This is a genomic window from Amycolatopsis sp. NPDC051372 (genome assembly GCF_040682095.1).
Lineage (GTDB): Bacteria > Actinomycetota > Actinomycetes > Mycobacteriales > Pseudonocardiaceae > Amycolatopsis.
In genome coordinates this window covers 70,886-82,972 of the sequence record NZ_JBFBAF010000019.1, presented here as the reverse complement: position 1 = coordinate 82,972, position 12,087 = coordinate 70,886, and the positions used below count along the sequence as shown (strand labels likewise).

Below are 12,087 nucleotides of genomic sequence, written 5' to 3'. Positions count from 1 at the left end.
TTTTACTTCTTCACCACGGGAAACGCTGGTGGTAGCGCAGCCCGTAGCCATAGGGGAACAGCGCGGGCTTCCCGTCGCCGACGTTGATCGGCTGCTGGTCGGCGCTGCGCATCCAGGTGACCGGCAGCTTGGCGGTCGGGTTGTAGTCGCCGAAGAGCACGTCGGCCACGCCCTGGCCTTCGCTGCCCGGCAGCCACGATTCGATCAGGCCGGCCCAGTCCGGCAGCTGCTTGGCGATGTCCAGCGGACGGCCCGACACGAGCACGACCACCGTCGGCACGCCCGAGTCGTGCAGCTTCTGCAGCGTCGCGAGGTCGGTGGCGTCGAGGCCCATGTCCCCCGGCCGGTCGCCCTTCGTCTCCGCGTACGGCGTCTCCCCCACCACGGCGACGGCGACGTCGTAGGACTTGTCGATCCCGCTGCCGTCCTTGCTGAAGGTGACGGTGGACGATTTCTTCACGGTCTTCTCGATGCCCTGCAGGATCGTCGTGCCCGGGATGACCGGTCCCGACGTGCCCTGCCAGCCGACGGTCCAGCCGCCGGCCTGGTTGCCGATGTCGTCGGCGCTCTTGCCCGCCACGAAGACCTTGTTGTGGCTCTTGTCGAGCGGCAACACGTTGTGTTCGTTCTTCAACAGCACCTGTGACTCCCGCACCGCCTGGCGCGCGAGGTTACGGTGTTCCTGACTTCCGATGGTGCCGAGGTAACGCCGGTCGGTGAGCGGATGTTCGAAAAGCCCCAGCTGGAACTTCTTCGTGAGGATGCGGCGGTTGGCGTCGTCGATGCGGGACATCGGCACCTTGCCGTCCTGCACGAGGGAGCGCAGGGTGTCGATGAACTTCTGCCAGTCGTAGGGCACCATCACCATGTCGATGCCGGCGTTGATCGACGCCTCGACCTCGTCGGGCGTGAAGCCGGTCTGGCCGTCGATCTTGTCGACGCCGTTGTAGTCCGAGACGACGATGCCGTCGAACCCGAGCTCCTTCTTGAGGACATCGGTGACGAGGTATTTGTTGGCGTGCAGCTTCACGTCGTTCCAGCTCGAGTAGCTCACCATCACCGAGCCGACTCCGCGCTTCACCGCCTCCTTGAACGGCGGCAGGTGGATCGCACGCAGCTCCTGCTCGCTGAGCTGCGTGTTGCCCTCGTTGACGCCGCCGGTGGTGCCGCCGTCGCCCACGTAGTGCTTGGCCGTCGCCAGCACAGACGCCGGCCCGCCGAGCGAATGCCCTTGCAGCCCGGTGATGATCGACGTCATCTCCGTGGCGAGCTGCGGCACCTCGCCGAAGGATTCGTACGTGCGGCCCCAGCGATCGTTGCGGGCGACGCACAGGCACGGCGCGAAGTCCCAGTCGATGCCCGTGCCGGACACCTCTTCCGCCGTGGCGCGGCCGATCTTCTCCACCAGCTTCGGATCGCGCGACGCGCCGAGCCCGATGTTGTGCGGGAACACGGTCGCGCCGTACACGCCGTTGTGGCCGTGCACCGCGTCGACGCCGTAGATCAGCGGGATGCCCAGCGGCGTTGCCAGCGCGGCCTTCTGGAAGCCGTCGTACATGTCGGCCCACGTTACCGGCGTGTTCGGCGTGGGCTGCGAACTCCCGCCCGACAGCAGCGAGCCCAGCCGCGCCGTGGTCACGTCGGCGGGTGACTTCACGCCGAGCCGCTCGGCCTGCATCATCTGGCCGAGCTTGTCGTCGAGAGTCATGCGCTTCATCAAGTCGGCCACGCGCACCGAAACCGGCCGCCGCGCATCCTTGTAGGCGGGCTGGTTCCCGGCCAGCGCTGGCGCGTGCGCGCTCACCGTCAACGCCGCGGCCAGCACCCCCAGCGTGATCGAACGACCGACGCGCATCCGGCTACTCCTCGTCGAGAGACCAAACTTCACGCCTTGAATTAATACACAGCTTTCCCGAGTGGTCCAGACCTTGCGAACAAACCGGTTGCCGGTGACCGGGACCGCCGAAAGGGCGAACAATGCAGCGGTAGCGGGTAATCTGGCTCTCGGCCTGGGGAGGGACCATGACCCGGAAGTTCGTCGCGCCCGCACTCATCGTGCTCACCGTGCTGGTGATCGGTGCGCTCGTTTACACCTTCACGCGCGCGACGCCGAAAACCTCACCAGCCGCGGCACCGGACTGGATCACCACGGCGGCACCGGTCGACGGTGTCCGCCCGGGCGCGGACCCGGCCTCGGTCGTGATCCACGTGTCGCTGCCGGCCGGCGGCGCGGGCTGCTCGCGGTCACCGCGGGTGGAACCGCTCTCGGAAACACCGGACGAGCTGGCCACCGCCGTGAACGTCAACGTGGTCTTCGATTCGGCGAACCAGGCCTATGGCGGCTGCCCCACCAAGCAGCCGGCCGAAGTGCCGTTCACGCTCGCGGCGCCGCTCGGCGACCGCGCCCTCGTGCTGAACACCGAGGCCTGGCACCGCACCGGTACCACGTTCGCCCGCTGCGACAAGTTCCTCGGCTGCACCCCGCCCGCCGATCACTGCGCCGGACAGTGGGTGGACCGCGCGGTATTCGACCTCGACGTGCCGGTGAAGCACCTCAACGGCGTGCGCACGGTGCTCGCGTGCGACGGCAGCTGGCTGGTGCTCGACCTCGACCGCCACGTCGGCGACTGCCCGGCCGAAGGCACGAGCTGCGTCCCCGGTGCCGGGCCGATCCAGCGCATCGTCTATTCGTGGGACCCACGCGGCTGGAAGCTGGAAACCGGCACGAAAACCGGGACTTGCGCCGAAATCCGGGCCGCACTGCCGAAGTTCCCCGCCGCGTTGTGCGCGAAGCTGCCCTAGTCCGACCAGGGTGACGCCTGGTCGAAGTAGGCGTCGTCTTCGGCGTTCGACGGTGGCCGGGTCGAGGTGCGCCGCGCCGGCGGGGCGAGGCGTTCCGCGCGCAGCCGCTGGAATTGTTCCACCGTCATGCCCGGGTCGTCGTCCGGGGAGCGCGCCGGGGCCGGTTGGCCGGACAGCTGCTCGATCAGCCAGGTGACGTCTTCACCCAGCTGGAGCGCGACTTTGTCGTAGCAGTCCTGTGTGGCCTCGACAATGGCCGGCCGCGTCACCTCGAGGATCAAGGCAGCGAGCCGCGCAGGGTCCGCGTCAATCACCGACGGCGCGAGCCACAGGCGGCGCAACGCGCCCAGTGCGTCGACGGTGGCCTCGACCGTGCCGTCGAGGGCGTGGGCCGAGCCGCGGGCGTCCGCCATCAAAGCAGCGACCTGGGACAGCGCGGCCTCGCGGGCGCGGGCCTGGTCGATCAGGTCACGAGTACTGGGCATCGGGATCATCCTCGCTGAGCCGTTCGTACCCCAGCGACGCCAGCTGGTCCTCCTCCAGCACCGGCGAAAGGACCTCGTTCATCCGGTCACCGGCACGTCGGGTGGCTCGACCGGACAGCTCCATGATCAACGAACCCAGCGCGTCCGAGCCGGAACGCAAGGCGGTGCGCGAAATCGCCAAGCCCACCAGCAAACCGCCGGGCGCCACCGACACGGCAACCCCGTGCGATTCCGCCTTGCCCACCACCGGGCCCGAACGCGTGAACCGCGCCCGAAGCCTCCACACCAGCGCGCGCGGAAGCGTCCGCGATGCGCGCGGCTTCCAGACCGACATCGAACTCAGCCACGAACCTCACCCACTGGTCGATCGACGGCACCTCCGCGCCCACAGTCTGCTGCCGGGCCGTGCGCGGCAGCTGCAAACCCGCGGCCTGGTACGACGTCATGGTCAACCCACTGCAGTCCAGCCCCTGCCCGCGCGCGGTGCCGCCTCACACGTACGGCACGCCGACCTGCGACAACGCGGCGCGCACGGCTTTCGCGGCCGTCTCGTTGGGCGCCTTGACCGTCCGCCCGCTGGGCAGGTTGATGTCGACGCCCGTGCCCGGCTGCGGCGGGATCGCCACCGGCGGCCGGGGCTTCCCGGCGAACCCGCCAAACCCACCACCGCCACCGCCGGCGTGCGAGCCGTTGCTGTTGAACGACTGCGGCACGTGAGACGCCGAGCTGGTGGTGGTCGCGTCGGACCCACCCAGCTGCCGGCCCAACGAGGTCAGCTGGTCGATCGTCTGTTCCGAGAACGTAGCCGCCTGCCCGGTGAGCTGCCCGGTCTTCGTCTGCAGCCGCAGCAGGGTCTGCCGGGCCGCGGCCGCGCGGCTCTCCGGCGGCTGGATTCCGTTCACAGCCTGCGGTGCCTTCATCGACGCCGCGATTTCCCGCACGATCTGGTCGCGCACCTGGTCGTTGCGGATCTCGCCGACGTGCAGCGTCTGGGCCGCCGCGGCCGCGGCCTTGTCGATCTCGGCGCTCTCGTCGAGCAGGTCCTGGATCTCCTTCTCCAGGCGCTGCGACGTCGCGGTCGCGCGATCGGCGGTGTAGCCGGACGCGGAGTCGGCGAGCTGAGAGCGCTGCGAACCGGCTTGATCACGGACGTGGCCGACGGACGTCCGCAGCGCCAAGTGCCCGTCACGCGCGCCGTTGACGGCACCGGGGTCGTGCTTGAGCTTGGCCGCGAACTGGTTGGTTCGCGGTGTCCAGCCCGCCGCGCACGACCTGCTCGACCTCGGCGGTCACCGAAGCCTGCGGAGCGCGTCGCCGTGCTCCTCCTCCACCGTGGCGAACTTGCCCTGCGTGCGCCGCGCGGCTTCGCCGACCTGGTGGAACCCACCGCCGAGGGCGTGCAGCCGCTGCTGCAGCGAACGCATGCGCGCGCCGTACGCACCGGAGAAGCCGGACTCGTGGCCCATGTCGGAGAAATCGACCGTCACGTGCGGGGCGATGTGCCGCGAGCCCGCCTGCCGGACGTCGTCACCGAGTGGATCGACCTGGCGCGCGTACGTCTCGTAAGCGCCGTCGTCGGCGTGAAAACCAGAATGAAAACCGGACACACCCCGCCCCTCCCCTGAGCCGCGAGGGCCAGGTCAACGGACGGGTTGTGCCCGGACAGGCGAAATGACCGGATCAGGTGGTCAGCTGCCGGTGCCGTTCAGCACGCCGGTGAGCCAGTCGCCCTGGGTCGAGATGGCCTTGCCGTTGACCGCGACGGTCGGCGTGCCGAAGCCGTGCGCGCCGTTGGGGAAGTCCTGGGCCAGGTTCGGGTCGTTCTCCGTCTGCTGGAAAGCGGCCTGGATCTGCTGGTCGTAGGTCCCGGCGTTCACCGTCTGGTCGAACTTCGGGTCGGTGATGCCCAGGTCGTGGCCGAGCTTGATCAGCTGTGCCTTGTCGTAGCCACGGCCGCCCTCTTCCGGCTGGCTCTTGAACAGCGCGTCGTGGAACGCGGTGAACTTCTGCGACGAGACCGCGGCCAGCGCCGCGTTGGCCGAGTCGAGCGAGTAGCCCGGCGGGTCCGAGTTCTCGTTCAACAGCGTCACCATGTGATACCGCACGGTCAGCTGGCCGCTGTTGACCGCCTGCTCCATCTTCGGACCGTAGGTGTCCTGCAGCTGCTTGCAGTACGGGCACAGGAAGTCGGCGTACAAGTCGATGGTCTTGGGCGCGCCGGGCTTGCCGACGGAGACGACCACGCCGTCGAGCTTCTCGACCACGCCGGGGCCGAGCGTCGTGGACGTGGTCGGCGCGATGGCCGTGCCCTCGGTGGAGTTCTTGCTCGAGTTGATCCACACGACGCCGCCGATCACCACCGCGGCGACGACCACGACCGCCACCACGACGGCGATGATCTTGTTCCGGTCGCTCGAGGCACCCCTCGCCTGCGCGACCGACTTCGCGGCCTGCGCCTGGCGTTGGCGCTTCCGCGCTGCTTCACCCACGGTTCCTATTTCCCTTCAGCGATGCTCGGGGAGTACTCGTCCCCCAGCGCCGCGGAGCTCCCTGTCTCCGCGGAATCCTCCACAGCGGAATCCTCCACAGCCGCGCGCCGCCGTCCCCAGCCGAGCCAGCCGTCGACCGAGAAGAACGAACGCGGACGCACCATCAGCCACACGGCCAGCACCGCGAACCCGGTGTCGCGCAAGATCTCCTGCGGGTACTCGGTCTGGCCGGCGGCCACGTGCCCGCCGCCGCCGAAGCAGCCGCAGTCGATGCTCAGCCCGCGTGCCCACGACTGCGCGATGCCCGCCACGAGCACGGCCAGCATGACCAGCGCCGCGGTGGCGACCCAGCGCGTGGCCAGCCCGAACAGCAGCAGCAGGCCCAGCACCAGCTCGACCAGCGGCAACGCGGTCGCGACCGGCCGGACCAGCGCGCTCGGCAGCACGTCGTAGGCCTGCACGGCGATGAACGTCTGCCCCGGCGAGGCCAGTTTTATGGCACCTGAAACGAGCCACACGGCCGCGAGCCCGAGACGGGCGAGGGTGCCGATGGTGTCGAGCGCGGGTTGGGACAGTCGTCGCACACGCTTAGGCTAGCCGCCGGACCTGAGAACTTCGTGAGTTGTCAACACCCACCGAGGGGAGGCGGGCATGCGAGTTCGCGCGGTGGTCGCCGCCCTGTTGTTGCTGGTCACGTGCGTGGCCTGCGGTCCAGGAACGGTTTCGCCCGGCGATTCGCTCGTCAAACGCGCGCGTGACGGTGACCACCTCACGATCGGGATCCGCTTCGACCAACCCGGCCTCTCCCAGCGCACGGTCGACGGCCGGTTCGTGGGCTTCGACGTGGACGTCGCCAAGTTCGTCGCCGGTGAGCTGGGCGTGGACCCGGCCCACATCGCGTGGCACGAGACCACGCCGGCCACGCGCGAGTCCGACCTCACCTCCGGCAGCGTCGACCTCGTGGTGGCCACGTACTCGATCACCGACAAGCGCAAGCAGCTCGTGTCGTTCGCCGGGCCGTACTTCGTGACCGGCCAGGACCTGCTGGTGCGGCGCACGTCGTCGGACATCACGGGCCCGGAGAGCCTCAACGGCCGACGGCTGTGCTCGGTCACCGGCTCGACGCCGGCGCAGCAGGTGCGGGACAAGTTCGCGCAGGCCGTGCAGCTCGTCGAGTACCCGCGGTACCCCGACTGCGTCACGGCCCTGCTCGCCGGTCAGGTCGACGCCGTGACCACCGACGCGGTGATCCTCGCCGGCTATGTCGCGCAGGACCCCGAGCTGCTGCGCGTGGTCGGGCACCCGTTCTCGACCGAGCGCTACGGCGTGGGCCTGCGCAAGGGCGACACCGCGGGCCAGCACGCCGTGGACGACGCCATCCGCAAGATGGTCTCGGACGGCGACTGGCTACGGTCGCTGGAGGCCAACATCGGCCCGTCGAACTACCCGTTGCCGAAGCCGCCGGAGATCACCGAGCAGTGAGCCGCCTGGAAAACCTGCCCGACCTGCCGGTGCGCGCGGTGCTGCCCGACGTGCTGGCGGCGCTCGCGGACCACGGCACCGCCGTGCTGGTCGCGCCGCCCGGCACCGGCAAGACCACCCTCGTGCCGCTCGCGCTGGAGGACGGCGGGGGCCGTGTCGTGGTCGCCGAACCGCGCCGCCTGGCCGCCCGAGCCGCGGCTTCGCGGATGGCCGCACTGCTGGGTGAACCCGTGGGCGAGACGGTCGGGTACTCCGTGCGCGGCGACCGGAAGGTGTCTGCGCGCACCCGGATCGAGGTCGTGACGTCCGGTCTGCTCGTGCGGCGCGTGCAGAACGACCCCGAGTTGGCCGGTGTGTCGACGGTGCTGCTCGACGAGTGCCACGAACGCCACCTCGACGCCGACCTGCTGCTCGCCCTCCTGCTCGACGTCCGCGCCGGCCTGCGCGACGACCTGCGGCTGCTCGCGACGTCGGCGACCGTCGCCGCCGGACGGCTCGCCGAGCTGCTCGGCGACGCACCCGTGGTGACCGCGCACGCCCGCACCTACCCCGTCGAGCTCACCTACCGCGCGCCCATCCGCGGCGCGCGGATCGAGGCCACCGTGGCGTCGACGATCCGGCTGGCACTGTCCGAAGGGGACGGTGACGTGCTCGCGTTTCTGCCCGGCGCCGGGGAGATCGCGCGTACGGCCGCGCAGCTGGGCTCACTCGACGCCGACGTGCTGCCGCTGCACGGCCGCCTCACCGCCGCCCGGCAGGACGACGCGCTGCGGCCCCGCGACCGCCGGCGCGTGGTGCTGGCCACGGCCGTCGCGGAGTCGAGCCTCACCGTGCCCGGCGTGCGGTCCGTTGTGGACTCCGGGCTCGCCCGCGTGCCGCGAGTGGATCACCGGCGCGGCCTCGCCGGGCTGGCGACCGTGCGCGTGTCCGCGGCCGTCGCCGAGCAACGAGCCGGGCGCGCGGGCCGCGAAGCACCCGGCCGCGCGTACCGCTGCTGGCCGGAGCACGAGCAGGCGACGCTGCCCGCGTACCCCGAGCCGGAGATCCGCACGGCCGAGCTCGCGCGGTTCGCGCTGGAGCTCGCGTGCTGGTCGACCCCGGACGGCAGCGGCCTGGCCTGGTGGGACCCGCCGGGCGAGGGCGCGCTGGCCGCCGCCCGGACGTTGCTGGTCACGCTGGGCGCGACGACCGCCGACGGCACCATCACCCCGCGCGGACGCCGGATGGCCGACCTCGGCCTGCACCCGCGGCTCGCCCGCGCGCTGCTCGACGGATCCGCTGCCGTGGGTACGCGAGTGGCCGCCGAAGTCGTGGCGCTCCTCGACGCGGGAGCGCAGCTGACCGACGTCGAGGCCGAGCTGCGGCGCCTGCGCAGCGGCACGGACGACGCGGCGCGGCGGTGGAAAACGGAGGTCCGGCGGCTTTCGGGCTTGGTGAAATCCCCTGCCAGTACGGGCAAACCCGACGCCGCGTTGGTCGTCGCCCTGGCTCACCCCGAACGGCTCGCGAGGCGTCGCACGGGAGGCGCGCCCGTGTACCTCATGGCCGGCGGTACCGCGGCCGAGCTCCCCGCGGGCAGCGGTCTCGGCAACGCCGAATGGCTGGCCGTCGGCGAAGCCACGCGCGACCCCGGCCGCGTGCAGGGCACGATCCGGCTCGCCGCCGTCGCCGACGAAACCCTCGCCGTGCGGGCCGCCCCCGCCCTGGTGTCCGAAGTGGACGAAGTCGCGTGGGACGGCGACGTGGTGGCCCGGCACGTCCGCCGCCTCGGCGCCATCGTGCTGGCCGAACGCCCGCTGCGTTCACCGCAACCCGGGCTCGTGCACGAAGCCCTGGTCACCGGCCTGCGCACCGAAGGCCTGGGCCTGCTGCGCTGGAACGAAGACGGCCGGCGCCTGCGTGAGCGGATGGCGTTCCTGCACCGCGTGCTCGGCGCCCCGTGGCCGGCCGTCGACGACGACACCCTGTTGTCCGAAGTGGACAGCTGGCTCGACCTCTCCCGCGCCCGCCGCCGCACGGACCTCGCCACGGTCGACGCCGGCAGTGCCCTGCGCGGCCTGCTGCCGTGGCCCGAAGCCGCGCGCCTCGACGAGCTGGCGCCCGACCGCCTCGAAGTCCCGTCCGGCTCGCGTATACGCGTGGACTACACCGCCGACCAGCCCGTGCTCGCGGTGAAGCTGCAGGAGACCTTCGGGTGGACGGCCACCCCGACCGTCACCGACGGCCGCGTCCCGGTGCTGCTGCACCTGCTCTCCCCCGCCGGCCGGCCCGCCGCCGTGACGGCCGACCTGGAGTCGTTCTGGCGCACCGGGTACGCGGCCGTGCGCGCCGACCTGCGCGGCCGTTACCCGAAACACCCCTGGCCCGAGGACCCCGCGACGGCCACGCCGACGCGCCGCACCACCCGCAGGTCGCGCTGACCCCTGTCGAAGGTCGGGGGTAGCGCGAGCCGGAAGTCCGATGTCCGCGGCGCCCCTCGAATCGCAGACTTCCTACCCAAGGGATCGAACCCATGGGAGGGCACATGATCACGCTTCGCGGACTGACGAAGCGCTACGGGGAGAAGACTGTCGTCGACGGGCTCACGTGCGCCGTCGCACCCGGCAGCGTCACGGGGTTCCTCGGGCCGAACGGTTCGGGCAAGTCGACGACGATGCGCATGACGGTGGGCCTCGACCGGCCCACGGCGGGCAGTGTGCTGGTGAACGGCAAGCCCTACGCCGAGCTCAAGCACCCGCTGCGGGAGGTCGGCGCACTGCTCGAAGCCGAAGCGCTGCACCCGGGCCGCAGCGCCGGGCGGCACCTGCTCGCGATGGCGCGCAGCAACGGCATTCCCGCGTCGCGCGTCGAAGAGGTGCTCGCGACCGTCGGGCTCACCGACGTCGCCGGCAAGCGGGCGGGCCAGTTCTCGCTCGGCATGGGGCAGCGGCTGGGGATCGCGGGCGCGCTGCTCGGCGACCCCGGCGTGCTGATGTTCGACGAGCCGGTGAACGGCCTCGACCCCGACGGTGTGCGCTGGGTGCGTCAGCTCATGCGCTCGCTCGCCGAGGAGGGCCGCACGGTGTTCGTATCGAGCCACCTGATGAGCGAGATGCAGCTGACCGCCGACCACCTCGTGGTGATCGGCAAGGGAAAGCTGCTCGCCGACGCACCCGTCGACGAGTTCATCGCCGGCAACTCGCTCAGCTCGGTTTCGGTGCGCGTGCCGACGCCCGTCGAGCGCGACACGCTCGCGCGGCACCTGCTCACGCGCGGCGCGGCGGTTGAGCCAGGCGAGGCCGACGAGTTGGTGGTGACCGGCGCTGGCGTCGGCGAAGTCGGCGATCTCGCGCACGAGCTGGGCGTGCGGCTGCACGGTCTGGGTGAGCGGACGGCCTCGCTGGAGCAGGCGTACATGGAACTGACCGCTTCGTCGGTGGAATACGGGGTGACGGCATGACGACCACGCAGGTACGCGCGGGCGGCGGGCTTTCGGGGGCCGTCGCTTCGGAGTGGACGAAGTTCTGGTCGGTGCGCGGCACGTGGTGGAGCCTCGCCGGCGGGGTGCTGCTGATGCTGCTCTACAGCGGCGTGTCCGGGCTGTCGCAACGGCTGGGCGACACCGAACCACCGCAGGGCCCGCACGACATCGTGGTGAACGGCTCGATCTACCTCACCGAGTTCTGCGTGATCGCGGTGGCCACGCTGTTCGTCACCAGCGAATACGCCAGCGGCAGTATCCGCTCGACGCTGCAGTGGGTGCCGGTGCGCTCGACCTTGGCGCTCGCGAAGGCGGCCGTGCTGGTGCCGGTGCTCTTCGCCTACGGCGTGGTGGTGGCGCTGCTGGGCATGGCGACCTCGGCGGTGCTGATGCCGGGAGCGGCCGTGACGACGACGTTCGGCGACGGGTTCGCGGCGGCCGCGGGCATGGGGGCGTTCTTCGCGCTGCTGGGGGTGCTGTGCGCGGGCATCGGGTTCGCGCTGCGCAGCGCGGCGGGGACGATCGTGGTGACGATGGTGCTGCTGCTGCCGTTGCCGATGCTGCTTTCCGCTTATGTGACACCGGAAATCATGAACTACTTTCCGGCGTTCGCGGGGCTCAACGGAATGGTTCCCGCAGGGGAGACGAACCCGTTGCTGGGTGGGGTTTCGCCGTACTCGCCCTGGGTGGGAGTGCTGATCTGCCTGGTGTGGGCGGCGGCGGGCCTATTCCTCGGCACTTCGGTGCTGAAGCGGCGTGACGCCTGATTTCTTTGCCGGAGGGGCCCCGAGCGCGAGGGGCCCCGTCACCGGGTGAGGGGCAGGCCGAGTCCGGTGAGGACCGCGCGGGCGCCGTCGGCGAGTTCCTGCTTGCCAGGAGGATTTGTCGACCCGGTGCCGGCGAGCGCGTCGAAGATCGCGCCGTCGAGCCAGTTGAGCAGCACGCGGGTGTGCTGCTCAGCCCGCGGCGAACCGGCCGCCGCGAGCAGTTGGACGCAGCGGTCCCGGATTTCACGGCCGCCTTCGGCGTAGGCGGCGCGCAGCTCCGGGCGACGCGTGGCTTCGAGCGCGAACTCGTAGCGGGCGAGCATGCGGGTGCGACCGGCGGTGATGGCGGCGTGGACCGTCGCGGCCAGCACGTCGGCGAGATCGCGCGCGTCGGGATCGATCACGGCCTGGTCGAGCTCCACCATTCGCGCCATGGCGAGCTCCAGCAGCGCGAGGCGGGTGCGCGCGTAGTACGACGTCGAGCCGGCCGGCAGACCCGCCGCCCGATCGACTGCGCGGTGGGTGAGCCCGCGCATGCCGTCGGCCGCGATCACCTCGATGGCCGCGTCGCCGATCGCCGAAATCCTGTCCACGATCACCAC

Annotated in this window: 13 protein-coding genes; 5 read left to right on the top strand and 8 right to left on the bottom strand. The window is 71.0% G+C overall.

The window, feature by feature from the left end; all coding sequences use genetic code 11:
* Positions 1 to 10: 10 nt before the first annotated feature.
* The gene (locus AB0M56_RS27380; RefSeq protein ID WP_364180640.1) at positions 11 to 1,855 is read right to left on the bottom strand and encodes a glycoside hydrolase family 3 N-terminal domain-containing protein; all 1,845 of its coding nucleotides are present in this window, start codon (positions 1,853 to 1,855) and stop codon (positions 11 to 13) included.
* Between the two features lie 167 nt (positions 1,856 to 2,022).
* On the opposite strand from AB0M56_RS27380, the gene AB0M56_RS27375 reads away from it, so the two are divergent.
* The gene (locus AB0M56_RS27375) at positions 2,023 to 2,802 is read left to right on the top strand and encodes a hypothetical protein (RefSeq protein ID WP_364180638.1); all 780 of its coding nucleotides are present in this window, start codon (positions 2,023 to 2,025) and stop codon (positions 2,800 to 2,802) included.
* On the opposite strand, the gene AB0M56_RS27370 is transcribed toward AB0M56_RS27375, so the two are convergent.
* From AB0M56_RS27370 to AB0M56_RS27345, 6 genes are all read right to left on the bottom strand, one after another.
* Positions 2,799 to 3,287, bottom strand: coding sequence for a YbaB/EbfC family nucleoid-associated protein (locus AB0M56_RS27370; protein ID WP_364180637.1), 489 nt, complete (start codon positions 3,285 to 3,287; stop codon positions 2,799 to 2,801). The two genes, AB0M56_RS27375 and AB0M56_RS27370, sit on opposite strands and share 4 nt — an antisense overlap.
* Positions 3,271 to 3,621, bottom strand: coding sequence for a YbaB/EbfC family DNA-binding protein (locus AB0M56_RS27365; protein WP_364180888.1), 351 nt, complete (start codon positions 3,619 to 3,621; stop codon positions 3,271 to 3,273). The genes AB0M56_RS27370 and AB0M56_RS27365 overlap by 17 nt, the downstream gene beginning before the upstream one ends.
* A 157-nt stretch (positions 3,622 to 3,778) precedes the next feature.
* The gene (locus tag AB0M56_RS27360; protein WP_364180635.1) at positions 3,779 to 4,465 is read right to left on the bottom strand and encodes a hypothetical protein; all 687 of its coding nucleotides are present in this window, start codon (positions 4,463 to 4,465) and stop codon (positions 3,779 to 3,781) included.
* Positions 4,466 to 4,576: 111 nt separating this feature from the next.
* A complete protein-coding gene (locus AB0M56_RS27355; protein ID WP_364180633.1) occupies positions 4,577 to 4,894 on the bottom strand; it encodes a hypothetical protein in 318 nt (105 codons plus the stop codon).
* 81 nt (positions 4,895 to 4,975) lie between these two features.
* Complete coding sequence (locus AB0M56_RS27350; RefSeq protein WP_354866922.1) at positions 4,976 to 5,776, bottom strand: thioredoxin domain-containing protein; 801 nt, start codon at positions 5,774 to 5,776, stop codon at positions 4,976 to 4,978.
* 5 nt (positions 5,777 to 5,781) lie between these two features.
* Positions 5,782 to 6,327, bottom strand: a complete 546-nt coding sequence (locus tag AB0M56_RS27345) for a MauE/DoxX family redox-associated membrane protein (RefSeq protein ID WP_364180873.1) — start codon at positions 6,325 to 6,327, stop codon at positions 5,782 to 5,784.
* Between the two features lie 100 nt (positions 6,328 to 6,427).
* On the opposite strand from AB0M56_RS27345, the gene AB0M56_RS27340 reads away from it, so the two are divergent.
* The 4 genes from AB0M56_RS27340 to AB0M56_RS27325 all read left to right on the top strand — a co-directional run bounded on the left by AB0M56_RS27340 (position 6,428) and on the right by AB0M56_RS27325 (position 11,485).
* Positions 6,428 to 7,258, top strand: a complete 831-nt coding sequence (locus tag AB0M56_RS27340) for a glutamate ABC transporter substrate-binding protein (RefSeq protein WP_364180632.1) — start codon at positions 6,428 to 6,430, stop codon at positions 7,256 to 7,258.
* Positions 7,255 to 9,678: an ATP-dependent helicase HrpB gene (gene hrpB / locus AB0M56_RS27335; RefSeq protein ID WP_364180630.1), complete on the top strand. Its 2,424-nt coding sequence runs from the start codon at positions 7,255 to 7,257 to the stop codon at positions 9,676 to 9,678. Before AB0M56_RS27340 ends, hrpB begins: the two co-directional genes overlap by 4 nt.
* 104 nt (positions 9,679 to 9,782) lie before the next feature.
* Positions 9,783 to 10,697 carry an ATP-binding cassette domain-containing protein gene (locus AB0M56_RS27330; RefSeq protein ID WP_364180628.1) on the top strand — a complete coding sequence of 305 codons (915 nt, stop codon included), beginning with the start codon at positions 9,783 to 9,785 and terminating at the stop codon, positions 10,695 to 10,697.
* Positions 10,694 to 11,485: an ABC transporter permease gene (locus AB0M56_RS27325; RefSeq protein ID WP_364180626.1), complete on the top strand. Its 792-nt coding sequence runs from the start codon at positions 10,694 to 10,696 to the stop codon at positions 11,483 to 11,485. The genes AB0M56_RS27330 and AB0M56_RS27325 overlap by 4 nt, the downstream gene beginning before the upstream one ends.
* Positions 11,486 to 11,523: 38 nt before the next feature.
* Here the strand turns inward: AB0M56_RS27325 and AB0M56_RS27320 are convergent, their stop codons facing one another.
* Positions 11,524 to 12,021 (bottom strand): TetR/AcrR family transcriptional regulator, encoded by a 498-nt coding sequence (locus AB0M56_RS27320; RefSeq protein ID WP_364180871.1) that lies wholly within the window; start codon positions 12,019 to 12,021, stop codon positions 11,524 to 11,526.
* Between the last annotated feature and the right edge of the window lie 66 nt (positions 12,022 to 12,087).